The organism is Pseudomonas sp. CFBP 5748 (genome assembly GCF_053850495.1).
Window position 1 is genome coordinate 21,697 of sequence record NZ_JBSPTN010000009.1, and the last position, 17,362, is coordinate 39,058.

Here is a 17,362-nt window from a genome sequence, read left to right on the forward strand (position 1 = left end):
TAGCAGAGTCGAAAATGTCCTATCTACTAGATGGGTTCGTTCCTGAGCCTTACCAACTTTGAACTTATTTTGAAGCTCATCCCCCTAAACCTGTGCCCATCGCCGCTAGCTCAGCTGAATCTGAGCTGCTAACTCAAGAAGGTATTGAAATCATGAAAAGCGAACAGGTTGAGGGCGTTGTAGAGAAGGTTGCCGGCAAAGCTCAAAGCGCAGTGGGGAAACTACTGGGTGATTCGAAGCTTGAAGCCGAAGGTGCGGGACGCCAGGCTGCCGGTCAGTTGACCCAAACCTATGGCGATGCACTGGACAGTGTGTCTACGTTCGTCAAAGAGAAGCCGGTTGCTGCACTTGCAATTGGTGCAGTAGCCCTGCTGATACTAGACCGTCTCCTGCGCCGCTGAAGGTGGGAGGAAAAGCCTTGAGTTGCTTCTCCCGAAATCGTCTCTCGTACTCTCCAGGGCTATCTCTGAAGGGTGCGAGGGCTATAGGGATATACTGGAGAGCACTTTATGAGCGTCCTGTCCCTCAGTAGTCTCGAAGTGTTTGATTTGCAAGCCGGCACAGCAATGACCCCGAAGGACAGAGATGCCGGCTAGACGCTTGATCGGTTTTTATTGATCCGCCGTACCGAATTTATCAGAGGCCGGGCCTCCATTGAAGCTAAAATCGGTGGTGCCGTTGGTGATCCATTCGACCAGCTTTTCCTTGTGTGTGTAAGCCACCACTCCACGTTTTTGAGTCGGATCGAATCTTAAGACGCGCCATATACCAAAATCGGGGCCGAAGTCGATGAACACGGGTTTGGAAACCCACCAGCGAGCAAAAAGCTTGCTGCGGGAATGCCAGCTAAATGAAGCCAGTCCATTCTCCGACACTTTTGACAAACCCATTCTGAAGTTGTACCTGTCGAACTCAGTTCGCGTGCCATCGATCACCCAGATCATATCTTGATAGTAGTTTTGCCTCGCGATGACCTCTTCAGGATGTATTGTCGATCTCTGAAACTCAATAACCATCCCTGAAGGCGTTCTGACATCTGCTATATGTCGCTCCCCTGAGGACGCTTGCAACACAACTTCCTGCCACTCGGTTGGGAACATATTCTTCCAATCGCGATGCCATGCCGTTTCCGTTTCCCACCACGGATCGCAATTGTCCAAACGTTTATGAGCCCAATGCCAGACGACATGGTTCCCGCATTTAGCGACGGTCTGGGAACCACAAAAACTGCAAACACCACGTGCTTTTGGAGTGGCCTCTACACGAGCGCCTTCAAGCAATGAGTATTTCATTTTCTTCCTTGATGCTAAAAATGGGGTGCGGCAGCTCTTAACTTCCTAGTCGGCAGTACCTTGTAACTCACAGGACGAAAGACAAATATCTGAGCACGGAATTCGTCCTAGCAGCCTGGTAGGCCTGCGTAAATGTCTAAAGAGGCGGGTGGCGGACGGTGCCCCACTTAAATCGCCTTCAGGAGACGGTCAAGCGTTTGATGCTCCCATGTGCTCAGCATAGCAATGGGATCTGTGCCAAAGCGATTTCCCGAGTCTATAGACCAGCGCCGTCCGTCAGGGCTTATGCACTCTTCACAGTAGCCCAGCTCATCGCGGTCGTTATGAATAGACACTCGCCAACCTTCGACATTAACTTTGAAGCGCTCCGCATAAATTTCTTCCCATCCCCTCTCGCAGGCTCTGACCATAATTAGGCGCCCAAGAGCTACCTCCCTCAGCACTTGGCTGACCTCTCGCGCTGAGAGTGGAGCCTCTTCGGCAGCGCCATCTAGCTGCGACGAACGAGCTGCCGCTCTGGCCTCTTTCAGTCTCTGCTCAGCGTACATAGCCGGATCATCATTTGGCAGCGGATATCCTGCGGCTGAGAGAGCTTCGGCTCGCTCTTCAATGAGCAGGCGCTCAGGATCGCGAACCGTTTGGTAGGCTCTGCCTGGTACGCGTTGAGTTGTGTCCAATCCCGGCTCCCCAGAAGGCTGATGACTAAGAGCGACTAACTTACTTTTAGAACGATAACAGAACGCTTCGAATAGCGATGCCGAGCTCCGAATCATGAGGGTAGGATGCGTTGCGATCTATGCTTCACAGAGGCTCAGACACCAAGCAAGCGGAGCGCGCAGGCGTGAGGGATGCCAGCCCGCAGGGGCGAGACACGCCTTGGCGGGGCTCGATTCACGGCAGCCTGACGCAGCAGGCGGCATGCCATCAACGCCAACAAGAGATAACTCAAATGCCCGACGATGAACTCCGCGAACTGGAGGCCAAGAGACGAAAAGCTTTGTGGATGCTTGCGAACATATCTCCAGGCGATTCGAAGGCGTTCGATCCCTTATCCATTCTTGATGACCTTGAACTTCAAGAGCGAAAAGACTCCCCTCATGCTGACAAGGCACTTGAGCTCAACCAGCTTCGGGATTGTGTCACCGTGCAGTATCACCACTCCGGAACCGACATCATTTTGGAGCAGACTATCCCCCAGCCCTGGAGGGAGCGCTTCAATCAGGCGAGTATCGGGTCGACCAGATTGTTAGATGGGCCTTACGCTGCGGACTGGTATAAATTCCTGGCTTGTTGGGAATCAGAGATGCAGCACCTCGAGGCACACAGAGCTGCCAGAAGTAAGCCCAAGCTGGATTGATGCAGACGGAGAAAAGACGTGGAACGAGACAGCGATGACACCGTGTATTGCGATATCCAAATGCATGTAGCCCAAGGCCGGGAACTACTGGAAGTAGTGACTGCCCTGCGAGAGTCGAAAGCTCATCCAAGTCTCGACAGAGTTTTTGAACACATTCAGGACGAGCTCAGCACCTCAATCGACATCGTTGAGAACCCGCCGACCTGGGGGCCTTGGTTTCAGTAAACCTCACCACAGCCCGTACTGTTTCTTCCTGTATATCGCGGATAGCCCACCAGTGTGAAAGCTGCCGGTGCCGGTGACTACAACTCCTGCAAGCACCTCTCCTTCCGTCTCTCTAGGTACAATACGAGCGTGACGCCTGCACCGCTCGGGAGCTCATTTTCAGAAGATGCCTAATGGGTGCGCCTATCAAAATCAATCAGTAAAGGAATACAATCTTGCATATTAAAAGTTTTGGCCTATTGGGGCTTCGAACACTCTACCTCAATAACATCATGCAGACCAACTCCCTCAATCCGCGTGATGTTCCTCAAGTCAAAGCTTCAAAGGTTAATATTTTCGTCGGCCCCAACGGCGGCGGTAAGTCAACTGTGCTAGATATGGTGCGCGCACTCAAGGATGTTGAGATTATAAAAACGATTGCTCGTGAAAACATGCGATCCACTACCGTGGCGGCTTCCATCATCTACTTTGACAATGGAACTTGGGTAGCTTCAGTATTAAACAAGCTAGATATTGATGAATTTGGCACATACATAGCCGTTACCACACGAGAAGACAGACACTTATTCAAGGGAAGCATTTACAGTAAATCGTCGAAACCTCCCAAAGAACTTTTAAAGGTTTTAGATAAACTAGAAGCAATAATTAGTTTTCGCTCATCACACGACGAGCGCGGAGTTTGTATTAACAAAATCATCAACGCGCTCAATAATGATGGCAAGCATCTAGTGGGACTCGCGCCGCACCCATTGCAGCCCGACCAAGTAGACTATAAAAGGCCTCCAAATGCAGATGACGCCTACAAGAATGCCAACCCAATTAGCTTTCTTGATAAGAATACGTTAGGTGTCTACCTCAACGATGATTTAGGTCAGTACAACCATATCCCAATAAAGATGCTGCCGTCTGGATGGCGGGCGTTTGCTGGACTAATAGGATGGCTGAACTCTGTTAAGGATGACCAGATATGTGTCATCGAGGAGCCTGAAGTCCACCTGCATCCAACGCTTCAGAGACTCATGATGGCTAGGGTTTCTGAAATCGTCACCCGCAAGAACCTTCAGCTTTTCATCTCTACGCACTCGTCTGTGCTTCTCGACATATCAAGCTGGTCTGTACCAGACACAAAGCTATTTGAAGTCAATGGTTACGCATTATCAGAATTAACATCACCTGCAAGGGCTCTGTCAGGGCTCGGCATAAAGCCAAGCGATGTTTTCCAAGCCAACGGCGTGATATGGGTCGAAGGGGCGTCTGATCGAATCTACATTTTGCACTGGCTTTCGCTCTGGTGCTCGACGCATGGTAAATCCATGCCCATGGAAAATCTTGATTTCTCCTTCGTGTTTTACGGCGGCTCTATGCTCGGCCATTTCACATCAAATGCTACGCCAGGATTAATTGACATATTCAGTATAAACAGGAACTCCATAGTAGTTATGGATCGAGATCTAGACTTTCAGCGCGCAGCTGACGGCACTGATGAATGCATTAACCAAAACTGCGTGAAATATCAGGTTTGGGCTGACATTGCTGAACATGAGTCGAAGACGGGATATTGCTGGGTGACTGAGGGCTATACGATTGAAAGTTATTTACCAGCAGCTTTTCGAGACAAGCATTATCGGATTTTCGGCGCTAGACTAAAGCAGATTACTACCTATTCAAAAGTTACAATCGCCGACAAGTTCGTAACTGGGGACAACACTTTCAGCCATAGCCATGACCCACAAACCGACTTGCCCACTCAGATTGAAAGGCTTTTCAACACTATTGAGGCATGGCAGTTGTAGGCACAAGCATCGGCAAGCATCGCCTCGAGGCAATCAAAGGTCTGCATCCCAAGCATCCATCGCCTCGCTCACAGTAGCCAACCAGCGGAGATGATCGTTCTGTATGGCATTGGCGACGTGCTTGGCGGTGTTGGCTTCGATCCAAGATGGAAGACTATGCGCGCCGTCCGAGAACAGGCTTGCGGTCACGACAGCGAATCGCCCCGTACTCGTAGACTGGAGGCACATGTAGCGCACAGCAGCGCCACTATGGAGCCGACGCCAAGCCACCACCTCAATACAGCCCTGCAGCTCTACAGGGGCCTCAGCAGCGTGGTCAGCCTTCTGCGACTCCTCGTTCTCTGCCACAGGTTGGAATGGCCTGCTCGGCTTTCCTGGTTGGTGGACAAGGTGCTGCAACTGCTCGCGTGCCGCGATTATCTGATCTCGGAGTTCTTCGGGATTGATGGACATCCCGCCCTCCGGTGTCACCTTGAGGGTCTTCAAGGAGTTCGCCGCCCGGATGAACTCGCGCTCACGCTTCTGCTCCCAATCGGGACGGCGGTCGTGAAACAGCCTGGAGATTAAGCGATGGAGGTTGATCATGTGAGGCTCCGGTGACTCGGGTGGTAGCTAAGGCACTCCGGTAGGCTATCACCCAAAGCCTCCCTGCTCGAAACGATGGAATCTGAACCAGCACTCAGGCGCCACGGGTTGTCGGTCGGGAACTTGATAAGGCTGGATAAGCGCACTCCACAACTGAAGGGTTCATAGGCTAAAATGTTGCGTTTGCGCCCGCCTGGAGCTCTGAGTGCTCAGAGATAAAGAAATCCGAACAGCCTTAGTCGACCACCTAATGAAGCGGTCGCCTAAACCTGCTCGAGTGCTCGAAGAGCTCACCATCGATAATGGCAATGCCATTGCTGACGTAGTTGCCTGCTATCGCGAGATGCATTGCTACGAAATCAAGGGCGAGACAGATAACGTACGACGCATTCTGTCGCAGTCAGAGTTCTACTCAAGGTCGTTCCCCAAACTGACCCTAGTGACCACAGAAAATCACGTACGCTGGGCAATGGATAAGATCCCCTCCTACTGGGGCATTATCTTGGCCACGTCAGGTAGAGATCGGACAATGTTGCGTTATGTCCGAAAGGCCGGCACTAATCCAATGTTCTCCAAGAAAGACGCTCTTCTCATGCTCTGGAAGGCAGAGCTGACGGCCATTGCGACCTCACATCCCGAGGTGGTCTTCAAAAAGTCTTTCAACCGTGACGATATCGCTGAACAGATCAGCTATCAGCTGAGCCGCGACGACGCCCTCGCAGGAATCCAAGGCGCCCTCATCGAAAGGCGCTCAAATGTTGTTAACCACGAAAGTGATGTGAGCGGCGGTTGAGCTTTTAATCCACGTTCCTGGGTTGCCTGTCTTTTTCGACCTTGCTGGAGCCTTGTAGCTGCGGTCATGAATGTACTGCTCACCATATGAATAATGCGGAGTAGACAGCCTAAAAAATGGCTCATTCACAATCACATCAGAAATATCAAAATACTGCCTAAATTTGTGAGTTTTGAACCGTCGCCCACGCGCAATGAAGAAGCTATCACTATAAGTGTAGAAAACCTTAGGCGCCGCCCGACTACTGATAAACTCAGGTTCCATCTCAAAGTCTGAATACTCCGGACTGACCACGCCGTAGTCTCCAAACAACACCTCCTTGAAGGCGGGGGTTGAGTTCATAGCCCGCCACAGCTTGTATTCCTCTCGAGGAATATGAGCTTTGGAGTTTGTCGGGAGTAGCCCTGCAATAGATGCAGGCACTACTGACCCAGAGACAACCACTTTGGCGCCTGGAAAATCACCTTGGAAGCTAGCCACAAACCTTTCCACCTTCCTCTTGGAGTCGGCTGCATCATCGATGATGCGTAGATCAATCAAAAGAATTACTGTCTGTGGCTTGGCGACCACCAAGTCTGCCCAAAGTGCCTGAAGGTTACTCTTTGTGAGGTTGTAGCTTTCAATGTCGATCATTTGAAGGCGTATACCGACATCTGTGCCCGGTCGCGATTTGACGAAATCAAGCGCCGCGACGTTATGATCTGGGTGCCGATCAAAGGCCAGAACTGGCATAACTTGGTAATTCGACAGCGTTGCAAGAACGGCCCTGTACTGCGGGACAGTGCCCAGATCGACACTATCATCGACATCGAAGTTGTCAACAAAGAACTTATAATTTATGCCATTTTCCAGAGCATTACCTAGCTCTTTATCTGCGATCCTCAAGCGATCAATGACCTCATCCTCATCCATCACTTTTTGCGTTCGGGGAATGTCATACATGGGAGCAATTTGATCACGAATGCCTCCATCCAACACCCCAACACTTTGGATCTCATTCTGTTTAAGCTTAAGAAAAGGAACATATTTAATCATTGGCAAACCCGAAAGCGCTTTTAACGTCCATGGAGTGATGCAATTCAGGGTAAAGCTTATAATTCCTAGCTTGGTGGCGAATCATCCCGGCCATGATAGATGGATGCACTTCCGCTCTAGAGCACACATCCAGCAATTGCTTCCTATCAGCCCGGATATTCCAGGCCATACGCCAATACTGGCGAGAGACCAAACTATCTTTCGCGATAATATTGGCCTCAATCTCACGATCAGAATCGCTATCCTCTTCGAGGTCGTCCAAAATAGGATTATCGAGATAATCGTAATGCATATGAATATGGGCTAGCTCGTGCATGAGCGTAAACCAGAAGTTATCGTAGCGATTGTAGCGAAGCGCTATCCCAACAACTGGCGTGCCCTGAGAAAGCTTGAACGTACACCCGTCCATTTTCATCGACTTGAAGCCAGGCTCCACCACCAGCAGCACTCCATATGCTTCAGCCAGGACATCGACCAGGGAGGTGATGTTCTCAGGCGTCAGGCTCAGGAGGGCAATATCTCGAAGTTGCTGAGTGCTCAACCCCTCGAAATTAGGCATCCTCCGGCTCAGCAAGCTGAACTTGGATTTTTCATTGATCAGCGACAACCACGCTTGGATCTTGGTTTCTTCCGCAGAATCATTCTTGCGATAGAGCACCGCGTTGTTGTTGGTAGCGCTGAGGGCAAGCCGAATGATGAAGTCGTCATACGCCTCACCTGGTCGACCATGCGTTTTGGCATCTGCTGGCTTCAAGGCTTTCTTCAAGTTTGAAAGAGCCGCCGTGAACTCGACTGCAGCGTCCCGCGAGGATGGATAAACCTCGAAGTCCTCTGGAAGACCTTCTGGAGAATCAGACATGATGAGCCTCCCCTGCCAGCTTTCCAGCTATGTCAGGAGGTGCTTCGAAGTAACGCAGGTTCTCTTTTTCGGCATCAGCGTCGTACTCAATCATGCCCAAGTAGCGGTAGTACCCTTCCGCAGTAGGTAGCGAGTGCAGGCAGAAGCCTGGACGGTAGCCGAGCGTGTTGATGGCGAAGTGAGAAGCATGGGCAATCAGGATCCGACTGACGCTACCAAACTGCTTCACGTAGTTCGGTCGATCTCGATTCCAGTACGCAGACGCAACGTAATCGATGTAGAAAATGCGCTCCCCGTCCAAGCGGCTTTCCTTGGGATGATAGATGACGCAAGTCGCCTGTATCCGCCCCAGTGCGCTCAGGAAGAACCAGTGGTAATCATCGCTACGGAAGGCGAACGCCTTGTCCAGCCAGCTCCAATGGAAATCTGATAATCCATAGGTGGGCAATTGTTCGAAAAGCACGTTGGGGTCATCTGCGGCAGCAGGAATGTCCGCCATCAGCTGTTTCATGATATGGCGCTTCTCGGTATCCCACTGCTCGCTCAACTGGAACACATACGTGGGAGCCAGACCTTGATGGATCTGGTAAGGCACCTGCTGTCCTGAATGGCGACACTTAAGGGTGGGCTCAGTCATCAGAGCGCACACCGCTGGGAGCGCAGCCCTCGGACAGTCCGAATGGCATCATGTGGAAATCCCTCTCCGTATTAATGGCCAGATGATGCCACTATTGACTGCCAGCCTCAACGTACTACTTATGACGTCAAAACCAGTGATCACCATTGTAGACGCGATAGTCTGTGCAGGTATCTCCGTCCGATTGCACTCATCAGATCGGCAGTGCTGGCCACTATTACACTGTCAGGTTCGTGTCGTGTCGCCCGGATCGCCTCCGACTCATACTTGAACCATCTGAACAGCAACTGAGACAGGGGACACGAGATGAGTAATTTTGACACCGTTGAAACCCGCGTACTGAGCAAAGGTGAACTGGGCCAAGTGATCAGGTATCTGCGCGAATTGCGTCAGTGGTCTCAAGAGACGCTGGCGGTGCTCGCCAAGACTACGCCCAGAACCATCCAGCGGGTTGAAGCAGGGGCCGGGGCAAGCCTCAATACGCTTCGCTCTCTCGCCTCTGCTTTTGAGTTCCAGGACATCGACGCATTCACTAAACCGATGGAGATTCCAACCGAGGAGCAGCTGCGCGCTGCTCGTGAGCAGTTCGATCTGAGGTATGTCATGACGAAGGCACTGAAGCTCGAATCAGGCAGGGGCTTGGCCAAACTTGCAGCTGAAAGCATCGGCGATTATATCGAGCCCGCCTTCGAGCCATCCAGAGACCAGGCACTGGCATTCGCGGAGCTCACTGATTACCTACGGGAGTATCGCGACTGCGCCGAGCTCTATTCCAGCACAGCGCGCTTGGAGGTTTTTGAAGAACTCCAGGCCATGATCGAACTCCTAAACGAACAGGGCGTTGATCTGCGCTATGCGACCTGTCCAGTGGTACACAACGGCACCTCGGATTCGCATGTGGAAGCATTCCCTGTAGGGGATGTGCTTTACCTGATTGGATTCAGAGAAGGTGAAGCGCCAGAAGAGTTGGCCCTGCCTCGGAAGATGGGCATTTAGTGACCCGCCTATCCCGGTCGTGGAGCTAAATGAGCACCTATTTCACAATTGCTATTCGCCTACTCTTAGGCCCATGGTGGAGAGCAAGCGGAGCGCGCCGGCCCGAAGGGCCAAAGGCGTGAGGATGGAAGCCCTGCGGGCCAAGACGCCTCCGGCAGCTTGGTTCACGACAGCCGACCGACAGGGCACGCCCAAAAAGCTGCTCGCCCCTCAGGGCTTCCTAGGCTTCGCTCTTGCAGTCGCTTCTGCCACCAACGGGTCTTCAGGCCAAAAATGCTTCGGATATCTACCTTTAAGATCCTTCTTCACCTCCGCATAGGTGCTGCGCCAAAAATTGGCTAGATCCTGGGTCACCTGCACAGGCCTGCGGGCTGGCGATAAAAGATGCAGAACCAGAGGTTGCTTACCGTGGGCTATGCGGGGCGTTTCTGCCATCCCAAACAGCTCCTGCAGTCGTACGGCCAGAATAGGTGGCTGTTCGCTGTAGTCGATGCGAATGTTCGACCCTGACGGCACCTGAATCGTCTGCGGTGCTTGAACCTCTAGTTCCTGCGGAAGCGGCCAAGGCAGAAGATTTCTGACTATCGAGGACAGATCCAGCTGACTGAAGTGACTGAGCCTCGTGACTTTGCCCAGGTATGGCGTCAGCCAATCTTCCAGTGTATCCAAGAGATTGGTATCACTGAGATCAGGCCATTTGCTAGCGGATTGGCCACTCTGGATATCCATCTGACGGAGCAGATCGACTCGAGCTTGCCACTGCCGCAGCTCAGGGCTCCAGGGCAGGAGTTCAATGCCCTTGCGCCTCACGAGGTTGACCAAGGCCAGCGAACGGGTTTGCTCATCGAGACTTGGCAGGGCTGTCGTCGACAAGATGAGTTGCCCAACCTTCAACTGCCGCTCAGCCTTGAGTACCCCTTCCCTTTCATCCCAGTCGATCTCATCGACAGACCTCACGAGGTCACCTAGCTCGTCATCGAAAAGGGCCGGATCGAGGTCACTCGCCATGTAGATCCGCTCCTCACGCTGGCCTTGCCGGCTACCAAGATCGGCTACCACCAGCCACTCGTGCTTGGTGAGAGCATCAGGCTCTGAGAACACGGCAGCCCGACCGTTGGAGAGACGGTACTCGGATGCACTTGCACGCCTCTGGAGACCGATTCGGTCAGGGTAGGCGAATGCCAGTAGACACCCTACCCATCTTGGGTGATCGGGTTCGCTGACTGGGTGGACGGCACTCCCACGTAGCAGGGATCGATACTGCCGAGCAGACTGCTTCACGCGCTGAAATGAGCCACCGCCTCGACGTGAATGTTGGTCGCCGGATAATGCACTCAGCCTGGTGTGAAGATCAGCACCTGTACCACGCAAGATGTCTTTCTCACCGAGCAGCGCCGCGATGTTGCAAGCGAGGTCATCCAGCCCCATCGCGTTGCCTTTAATGAGCATGTGAGCGATCCGTGGATGCGCTGGGAGCTCGCTCATGGCTGATCCGTGTGGTGTGAGCTGTCCAGCATCGTCGAGTGCGCCCAGGCGCTTCAGCAGGTCTCTACCTTGGCCGAAGGGAGCTGATGGAGGTTGGTCGAGCCAGGTCATCTCCTCCAGCTTCATTCCCCACCGGGCCAACTGGAGAGCCAGGGATGCAAGATCCGCCTGCAGGATTTCAGGGGCACTGTAGCCAGCCATTTGCTCGTGCTGCGACTCAGACCAAAGGCGATAGCAGATACCTGGTTCCAATCGCCCTGCCCGTCCTGCACGCTGGGTAGCACTGGCCTTGGAAATACGCTGCGTGTCGAGTCGCGTCATACCGCTGCGAGGATCGAACTTCGGCACTCGCTCGAGACCACTGTCCACCACAACCCTAACGCCTTCGATGGTCAAGCTGGTTTCAGCGATGTTCGTGGCCAGTACGATCTTCCGGGAGCCGTTGGGTGCTGGGTCAATAGCAGCACGCTGGGCGTTCAGGTCGAGGTCGCCGTACAGCGGGCATACGATCACCTCTGGACGACCACTCAACTGCTCTTTGAGCGCCTCAGCCACCCGCCGAATCTCTGCCTGCCCAGGAAGGAAAACCAAAACGCTTCCCGACTGTTCGTTGATGGCAGCCAAACAGGTGTCAGTGACTCGCGCATCCATACGCTCGCCCGGCTGATATGGACTGCCCCAAACCGGTACGACCGGATACATCCGGCCCTCACTGGTGACCACAGGCGCATCATTCAGCACTTTTGAAAGGCGAGCACCTTCCAGCGTTGCGGACATCAGAAGCAACTTCAGTGGCGGTTCATCACGCAGAAGCTCACGAGCACTCACGCACAGAGCCAGTGCAAGGTCGGAGTCGAGGTTTCGCAAGTGGTATTCGTCGAAGATCACCACACCCACACCATCCAGCGCGGGGTCATCTTGAAGCCGGCGAGCCAGGATACCTTCGGTCACTACTTCAATCCGGGTTCGTGGGCCTACCTTGCTTTCAAGACGAATGCGGTATCCGACAGTCTCACCAACCTTCTCACCAAGCTCACTCGCCAAACGTTCAGCGGCGGCCCGAGCAGCCAATCGACGAGGCTCGAGCATCAGGATCTTCTGATCACCGAGCCAAGGCTCGTTCAGTAGTGCTAGTGGCACTCGAGTGGTCTTGCCAGCACCAGGAGGAGCTTCAAGGATTACTTCGTGGCGGTTGGCCAGGGCCTCTCGTAGGTCTGGCAATACGAGGTCAATAGGTAGTGAAATCATCGAGGCTCCCAAATCAGGGAAGCAGTATACGACGGGGGATCAAGCGAGGAGATTAAGCCCTCAGACTGAGACGGCGTTGTTTGAGAGTATTTGACAAGAAAGTGATGGTTTCTGTGCATTCAGCAAAACGTGGAATTCATCGAAAATCAGCAGCCCCACACCCTCCAGTGCCGGGTCGTCCTGCAAACGGCGAGTGAGGATGCCTTCGGTGACCACTTCAATGCGGGTCTTGGGCCCGACCTTGCTGTCGAGACGAATCCGATAGCCAACGGTTTCGCCGACCTTTTCCCCCAGCTCACTGGCCAGTCGCTCGGCCGCCGCCCGCGCGGCCAGGCGCCGTGGCTCAAGCATCAGGATGGTCTGCCCGGCCAGCCAGGGCTCGTGCAACAGAGCCAAGGGCACGCGGGTGGTTTTACCGGCACCGGGCGGCGCTTCGAGCACCGCTTCGTGGCGCGACGCCAAGGCTTGACGCAGGGCGGGTAAAACTTCATCAATCGGCAAAGAAATCATGCTGGCTCCAAAACAGAGGGCCGAGTATAACGGCGAACTGTTTAGCGTGGTCTGGACTCCAACCAGCAACGCCTTTATCTGCTCAGGAGATTGCTATGCGTATTCCCTTTCGCGTGATCGGCGGCGTCCTGGTCGCCACCCTGCTGACCCAGGTCAGCGCCTGCGGCTCGATCTTCTATCCGGACCGTCGTGGCCAGATCGACGGCAAGATCGACCCGGCGATTGCCGCACTCGATGCCGTCGGCCTGCTGTTCTATATCATCCCCGGCCTGATCGCGTTCGCAGTGGACTTCGCCACCGGTGCCATTTACTTCGAACCGGGCAAAAGCGTCCAGATCGAGCCGGAGAAACTCAAGCCGGCCATCAACGCCGACGGCAGCGTCAATAACCTCAAGCTGCAGGCGATCCTGGAAAGCGAACTGGGCCGCAGCTTCCCGCTGGACGATCCACGGCTGATCCAGCACAAGGGCAACGCCCAGCAACTGGCCGCCCTCGGTCTCAAACCAGCCGCATAACTGGCGCCACGCAAGGAACGACCGCGCCATGACCACCAGCACCGAACACGCTCGTCTGTTACGCCTGGCCACCCGTGCTTCGGTGGCCGTGGCACTGATCCTGGTTGTTGCCAAGGCAGTGGCCTGGTGGCTGAGCGGTTCGGTGAGCATGCTCGCCGGCCTGACCGACTCGGCGCTGGACGGCGTCACTTCACTGCTTAATCTGCTGGCGGTGCATTACGCCCTGCGCCCCGCCGACGACGATCATCGCTACGGGCACGGCAAGGCCGAATCCCTGGCCGGCATGGCCCAGGCGCTATTTATCGGCGGCAGTGCAGTATTGATTGCCTTGCAGGCGCTCGAGCGTCTGAAACACCCGATTCCGGTGGAAGCGCCCTGGCTCAGCGTCGGCGTGATCGTATTTTCCCTGGGGCTGACCCTGGCGCTTCTGGCGTTGCAACATCGGGTCATCCGCGCCACCGGCTCCAACGCCGTGCGCGCCGACTCCCTGCACTATCGCTCCGACCTGTTGCTCAACGGCAGCATCCTGGTCGCCCTGGTGCTGGCGGGGTTCGGCTGGTATCAATTGGACGCCTGGTTCGGCCTGGGCATCGCTGCGTACATTCTGTGGAGCGCCGTCCAGATCGCCCGGGAAAGCTTCGCGGTGCTGATGGATCAGGAACTGCCACCCGACGTCAGCCAACACATGCTGGAACTGGCCTGTGCGGTGCCCGGCGTGCTGGGCGCCCATGACCTGCGCACGCGGATCTCCGGCAACCATTGGTTCGTGCAACTGCACCTGGAGTTGCCGGGGGAGCTGACCTTGTCAGTGGCCCATGGCATCAGCGACCAGGCCGCCGACGCTATCCACAACGCTTATCCAAAGGCCGAAGTGCTGGTGCATGCCGATCCGTCGGAAGTGGTGAAAGGCGCTAGCGCCTAACCTGTGGCGAGGGGATTTATCCCCTCGCCACAAAAAGCAGCGTCCGCGCGACCTTTACCGAGCCTCAGTAAGTCACCTGATACCCACGACTACTCAAGCAACTGCCCTGGGCCTGGCGATAGGTCTGCACCACTTCCGGCGCTGGCGGGTAGGTGTAGTTGCGCGGATCGAAACCACTCTGCTGCACCGCCCAGCGATAGCAATCGTACCCGTCCTGATTGACCTGCTCGGGCGACTGGCCGTTGGCCGGGTAAGCCACCACGTCAAAGCTGTTGCCTTGGGGCTGGGGCTGCGGGTTGGCCACCGGCGGCTCGACCACGACGTAGTCCCGGGTGTTGGCTTCGTAGACGTAATAGGCACCGGCGGCGAGAAAGAACAGCGAGCTGCCGATCCAGACTTCCCGGGCATAATCAGGCAGATAACGGATACGGATTCCGCGCGGCGGCTCGACCACAACATAGCGCGGGCCTTGAGGGCGATACCAGTAGCCGCCCGAGTAGAAATAGTCATGGCCACGATAAGGTACGCGGTAGTTGCGGTCCGGGAACCGGTCGATCACATAACCCGGGCGATATTGCGGTCCCGGGCCCCAGCCGGTGCCATGACCGCTCGGCCGGCCGGACCATTGCTGGTCGGGGCGATTGTCATGACCTGGGCGTGGCCCGCCGTTCGGATAGCCATCGCTGCGGCGCGGGATATCGCGGTAGTAACCCGGTCGCGGTTCCTGGGTCTGGGTCACGCTGTCAGGCCGGCCCTGTATCGGCAGGTTATTGCCGGGTTGCTGCTGTGGACGGCCGGGACCGTTGGGGTCTTGAGGCGGACGGTTATACGACTGGCCGCCCTGATATTGCGGCAGTGGCTTGACCTCGAACTGACGACTGTTGTCGCCACGAATGATTTCGTTGTTCTGTGGCCGCGGCTGGCCCGAATAACCCTGGCCGTTGCCATCGCGCCCGTCCTGACCACGACCGCCGTCCGGTCCGCCACGGTTTTGCTGATCGTCGGCCATTCCCTGCGCACTGACACTTGCCCACAACAGACCAACACCTGCCAAACGCCAGATGCGCGACTTCATGAAATTCCTCACAACGGTTCAGGGCCTGATGATAAGACTGGAAAAGCCCAGGCCGGTTCTGCAACAGGTTATCAGTCACGGGGTTTATTTCGCAGGCATTTGCTGATCCCCCAACCAGGCCACCACCTTGCGCAGGGCCACGTCAGATAAAGCAAAGTGCCATCATCAAAAAATGACCTGACAACTACCGTTCGTCGGATTTACAAGTAATTCTTCAAGACAGGAAGCGTTACCACTTAAGATGCCCACCGTTTTCGCCAGGCGACAGGGACTTCTTATTCGCCTGAAACAACCGCCGGCATCCGCCGCAGTTAGCCATTCAAGGGAATGAAGGCATGTCACGTTTTGGCGTTACGCACGTTTTGGCTTGTTGTGCGGTGTTTACATCCCTGGTCCATGCCGCGCCCATCCAAACACCCGGTGACCGCGATCTGATTCGTGATCGTCAGCAGCAACTGCTGCAAGAACAACAAAAACGCCTCGACGAACTCCAACAACTGCCCGGCAAGACCTTGCCCGCGCCTGCCCCTGCCACCCCCGACGACAAACGTTGCTTCGACATCAAGACCATCGAGCTTGAGGGCGCGGCCCACCTTGACGCGGGCATGCGCGAGCAGTTGCTCAAGCCCTATCAGAACCAATGCCTGTCGGTCGGACAGATCAATACCTTGCTCAAGGCCTTGACCCATCACTATCTCGAGCGCGGTTTCGTCACAACACGAGCCTACCTGCCGCAGCAGGATCTGTCGGGCGGCGTGTTGAAAATAGTGGTAGTCGAAGGGCGACTTGAAGGCTTCGACAGCTCCGCCCTGGCCACCCCTCGCGAATTGGCCATGACTTTTCCCGGTCAGACCGGCGAGCCGCTGAACCTGCGGGAACTGGAACAATTGGTGGATCAGCTCAGTCGCTTGCCGTCCCGTCAGGCCCAGCTCGAACTGGCACCAGGCGAGCAGGTCGGTGGCAGCCGTATCGGCCTCAAGGGCGAGCGTGAAAAACCCTGGCGCGTATCGGCCACGCGTAACAACGACGGCGACCGCAGCACTGGCCAGCAGCAAATGGGTCTGGGCCTGGACTGGGACAGCCCATTGGGCCTGGCCGACCAATTGAGCCTGCGCGCCAATCAGGACGCGGTCAGCGATCACTGGCGTCACTCCGACAATCAGAGCCTGTATTACAGCGTGCCCTACGGCTGGTGGACCTTCAATTACGCCTACAGCCAGAGCTTCTACCGCGCCAGCGGCAACGCCCAAGGCTACACATTCGGTTATGACGGTACCAGCAAGAACCACGCGTTGCGCGCCGAGCGCGTACTGCATCGCGACAACGTGAGCAAGACCGGCGTCAGTTTCGGCCTCAGCCAACTGCGCACACGCAACTACGTGGACGATAACTTCATCGACACCTCCAGCGTGACCATCACCGAGACCCAATTGAACCTCAACCATGGTCGGCGCGTCGGCTCGGCGTTCATCAACCTGGATGCCGGCTGGCAACAGGGGATTGGCATGCTGGATGCCCAACGGGACAGCTCCCACCATGGCCCCCAATCGCGCTACAACAAATACAGCCTGACCCTGAGCTACCTGCAGCCGTTCCGCTTATGGGGTGAAAACTTCAGCTTCGACAGCCTTGCAACGGGTCAGCGCAGCGAAGATGAACTCTACAGCCCGCAACGAATCAGCCTCGGTGGTGTCAGTTCGGTACGTGGCCTGCAAGACCAGACTTTGACCGGCGACAGCGGCGGTTACTGGCGTAACCAGTTGCGCTGGCGCCGAGCTGTGACCTGGCAGCCCCTGCAACCGCTGTTGCAGGAGTACGGCGTGGCGTTTGCCTACGATGTCGGGGTGATCGAGGGAAGATCCTCGAACCCCGACGAGCGCGGTCGCCTCACCGGTAACGCCCTGGAGTTCAACGCCAGGGGCAAGAACCTCGCAACTTCCGTGAGTTTTGCCCGCTCACTGGAACGCCCGGGGATTATCGAAAAACGTGAACGCCCGGTGTATTTCCGCGTCGATCTGTTTTTCTGACACCCGAC

General features: G+C 55.4%; 17 protein-coding genes and 1 pseudogene. 9 read left to right on the top strand and 9 right to left on the bottom strand.

Annotated elements, in window-relative coordinates:
* Positions 1-152: 152 nt before the first annotated feature.
* Positions 153-401 (top strand): CsbD family protein, encoded by a 249-nt coding sequence (locus ACWNZ1_RS20515; protein ID WP_330714079.1) that lies wholly within the window; start codon positions 153-155, stop codon positions 399-401.
* A gap of 210 nt (positions 402-611) precedes the next feature.
* Here the strand turns inward: ACWNZ1_RS20515 and ACWNZ1_RS20520 are convergent, their stop codons facing one another.
* Both ACWNZ1_RS20520 and ACWNZ1_RS20525 read right to left on the bottom strand, forming a co-directional pair.
* A complete protein-coding gene (locus ACWNZ1_RS20520; protein ID WP_456027848.1) occupies positions 612-1,292 on the bottom strand; it encodes a competence protein CoiA in 681 nt (226 codons plus the stop codon).
* Between the two features lie 167 nt (positions 1,293-1,459).
* On the bottom strand, positions 1,460-2,065 hold the full coding sequence (locus ACWNZ1_RS20525; RefSeq protein ID WP_456027849.1) for a DUF7693 family protein: 606 nt from the start codon (positions 2,063-2,065) through the stop codon (positions 1,460-1,462).
* Between the two features lie 176 nt (positions 2,066-2,241).
* On the opposite strand from ACWNZ1_RS20525, the gene ACWNZ1_RS20530 reads away from it, so the two are divergent.
* The 3 genes from ACWNZ1_RS20530 to ACWNZ1_RS20540 all read left to right on the top strand — a co-directional run bounded on the left by ACWNZ1_RS20530 (position 2,242) and on the right by ACWNZ1_RS20540 (position 4,667).
* Positions 2,242-2,649: a hypothetical protein gene (locus ACWNZ1_RS20530; RefSeq protein ID WP_456027850.1), complete on the top strand. Its 408-nt coding sequence runs from the start codon at positions 2,242-2,244 to the stop codon at positions 2,647-2,649.
* Positions 2,650-2,667: 18 nt separating this feature from the next.
* Positions 2,668-2,874, top strand: coding sequence for a hypothetical protein (locus ACWNZ1_RS20535; protein ID WP_017337041.1), 207 nt, complete (start codon positions 2,668-2,670; stop codon positions 2,872-2,874).
* Positions 2,875-3,089: 215 nt separating this feature from the next.
* Positions 3,090-4,667 carry an ATP-dependent nuclease gene (locus tag ACWNZ1_RS20540; RefSeq protein ID WP_456027851.1) on the top strand — a complete coding sequence of 526 codons (1,578 nt, stop codon included), beginning with the start codon at positions 3,090-3,092 and terminating at the stop codon, positions 4,665-4,667.
* A 33-nt stretch (positions 4,668-4,700) separates the two neighbouring features.
* Here ACWNZ1_RS20540 and ACWNZ1_RS20545 read toward each other — a convergent pair whose 3' ends face one another.
* Entirely contained in the window at positions 4,701-5,252 is a 552-nt protein-coding gene (locus ACWNZ1_RS20545; protein WP_456027852.1) for a hypothetical protein, read from the bottom strand.
* 205 nt (positions 5,253-5,457) lie between these two features.
* Between ACWNZ1_RS20545 and ACWNZ1_RS20550 the strand changes: the two genes are divergently transcribed.
* On the top strand, positions 5,458-6,045 hold the full coding sequence (locus ACWNZ1_RS20550; protein WP_046482359.1) for a sce7726 family protein: 588 nt from the start codon (positions 5,458-5,460) through the stop codon (positions 6,043-6,045).
* Here ACWNZ1_RS20550 and ACWNZ1_RS20555 read toward each other — a convergent pair.
* Genes ACWNZ1_RS20555 through ACWNZ1_RS20565 form a run of 3 tightly spaced genes read right to left on the bottom strand, consistent with a single transcriptional unit; the run spans position 6,004 to position 8,576 of the window.
* A complete protein-coding gene (locus tag ACWNZ1_RS20555) occupies positions 6,004-7,080 on the bottom strand; it encodes a beta family protein (protein ID WP_046482361.1) in 1,077 nt (358 codons plus the stop codon). The genes ACWNZ1_RS20550 and ACWNZ1_RS20555 overlap by 42 nt on opposite strands.
* A complete protein-coding gene (locus ACWNZ1_RS20560; protein WP_456027853.1) occupies positions 7,073-7,939 on the bottom strand; it encodes an ImmA/IrrE family metallo-endopeptidase in 867 nt (288 codons plus the stop codon). The genes ACWNZ1_RS20555 and ACWNZ1_RS20560 overlap by 8 nt, the downstream gene beginning before the upstream one ends.
* The gene (locus tag ACWNZ1_RS20565) at positions 7,932-8,576 is read right to left on the bottom strand and encodes a hypothetical protein (RefSeq protein WP_456027854.1); all 645 of its coding nucleotides are present in this window, start codon (positions 8,574-8,576) and stop codon (positions 7,932-7,934) included. Before ACWNZ1_RS20565 ends, ACWNZ1_RS20560 begins: the two co-directional genes overlap by 8 nt.
* A 306-nt stretch (positions 8,577-8,882) precedes the next feature.
* Between ACWNZ1_RS20565 and ACWNZ1_RS20570 the strand changes: the two genes are divergently transcribed.
* Positions 8,883-9,572: a helix-turn-helix domain-containing protein gene (locus ACWNZ1_RS20570; protein ID WP_456027855.1), complete on the top strand. Its 690-nt coding sequence runs from the start codon at positions 8,883-8,885 to the stop codon at positions 9,570-9,572.
* Between the two features lie 210 nt (positions 9,573-9,782).
* Here ACWNZ1_RS20570 and hrpB read toward each other — a convergent pair whose 3' ends face one another.
* Positions 9,783-12,305 (bottom strand): ATP-dependent helicase HrpB, encoded by a 2,523-nt coding sequence (gene hrpB / locus ACWNZ1_RS20575; protein WP_456027856.1) that lies wholly within the window; start codon positions 12,303-12,305, stop codon positions 9,783-9,785.
* 129 nt (positions 12,306-12,434) lie between these two features.
* Positions 12,435-12,815: pseudogene (locus ACWNZ1_RS20580) on the bottom strand (DEAD/DEAH box helicase); the annotation flags it as partial.
* 95 nt (positions 12,816-12,910) lie between these two features.
* Here ACWNZ1_RS20580 and ACWNZ1_RS20585 point away from each other — a divergent pair.
* On the top strand, positions 12,911-13,330 hold the full coding sequence (locus tag ACWNZ1_RS20585) for a polyribonucleotide nucleotidyltransferase (RefSeq protein ID WP_135847307.1): 420 nt from the start codon (positions 12,911-12,913) through the stop codon (positions 13,328-13,330).
* A 28-nt stretch (positions 13,331-13,358) separates the two neighbouring features.
* Positions 13,359-14,252, top strand: a complete 894-nt coding sequence (locus tag ACWNZ1_RS20590) for a cation diffusion facilitator family transporter (RefSeq protein ID WP_456027857.1) — start codon at positions 13,359-13,361, stop codon at positions 14,250-14,252.
* A 64-nt stretch (positions 14,253-14,316) separates the two neighbouring features.
* Here the strand turns inward: ACWNZ1_RS20590 and ACWNZ1_RS20595 are convergent, their stop codons facing one another.
* Positions 14,317-15,327, bottom strand: coding sequence for a DUF6515 family protein (locus ACWNZ1_RS20595; RefSeq protein WP_135847309.1), 1,011 nt, complete (start codon positions 15,325-15,327; stop codon positions 14,317-14,319).
* A gap of 335 nt (positions 15,328-15,662) precedes the next feature.
* On the opposite strand from ACWNZ1_RS20595, the gene ACWNZ1_RS20600 reads away from it, so the two are divergent.
* Positions 15,663-17,354 carry a ShlB/FhaC/HecB family hemolysin secretion/activation protein gene (locus ACWNZ1_RS20600; protein WP_135847310.1) on the top strand — a complete coding sequence of 564 codons (1,692 nt, stop codon included), beginning with the start codon at positions 15,663-15,665 and terminating at the stop codon, positions 17,352-17,354.
* Positions 17,355-17,362 lie beyond the last annotated feature (8 nt).

Coding starts and splice junctions, on each gene's coding strand:
- ACWNZ1_RS20515 (WP_330714079.1), top strand. CDS start 153: ATGAAAAGCGAACAGGTTGAGGGCGTTGTAGAGAAGGTTGCCGGCAAA.
- ACWNZ1_RS20520 (WP_456027848.1), bottom strand. CDS start 1,292: ATGAAATACTCATTGCTTGAAGGCGCTCGTGTAGAGGCCACTCCAAAA.
- ACWNZ1_RS20525 (WP_456027849.1), bottom strand. CDS start 2,065: ATGATTCGGAGCTCGGCATCGCTATTCGAAGCGTTCTGTTATCGTTCT.
- ACWNZ1_RS20530 (WP_456027850.1), top strand. CDS start 2,242: ATGCCCGACGATGAACTCCGCGAACTGGAGGCCAAGAGACGAAAAGCT.
- ACWNZ1_RS20545 (WP_456027852.1), bottom strand. CDS start 5,252: ATGATCAACCTCCATCGCTTAATCTCCAGGCTGTTTCACGACCGCCGT.
- ACWNZ1_RS20555 (WP_046482361.1), bottom strand. CDS start 7,080: ATGATTAAATATGTTCCTTTTCTTAAGCTTAAACAGAATGAGATCCAA.
- ACWNZ1_RS20560 (WP_456027853.1), bottom strand. CDS start 7,939: ATGTCTGATTCTCCAGAAGGTCTTCCAGAGGACTTCGAGGTTTATCCA.
- ACWNZ1_RS20565 (WP_456027854.1), bottom strand. CDS start 8,576: ATGACTGAGCCCACCCTTAAGTGTCGCCATTCAGGACAGCAGGTGCCT.
- ACWNZ1_RS20570 (WP_456027855.1), top strand. CDS start 8,883: ATGAGTAATTTTGACACCGTTGAAACCCGCGTACTGAGCAAAGGTGAA.
- hrpB (WP_456027856.1), bottom strand. CDS start 12,305: ATGATTTCACTACCTATTGACCTCGTATTGCCAGACCTACGAGAGGCC.
- ACWNZ1_RS20585 (WP_135847307.1), top strand. CDS start 12,911: ATGCGTATTCCCTTTCGCGTGATCGGCGGCGTCCTGGTCGCCACCCTG.
- ACWNZ1_RS20590 (WP_456027857.1), top strand. CDS start 13,359: ATGACCACCAGCACCGAACACGCTCGTCTGTTACGCCTGGCCACCCGT.
- ACWNZ1_RS20595 (WP_135847309.1), bottom strand. CDS start 15,327: ATGAAGTCGCGCATCTGGCGTTTGGCAGGTGTTGGTCTGTTGTGGGCA.
- ACWNZ1_RS20600 (WP_135847310.1), top strand. CDS start 15,663: ATGTCACGTTTTGGCGTTACGCACGTTTTGGCTTGTTGTGCGGTGTTT.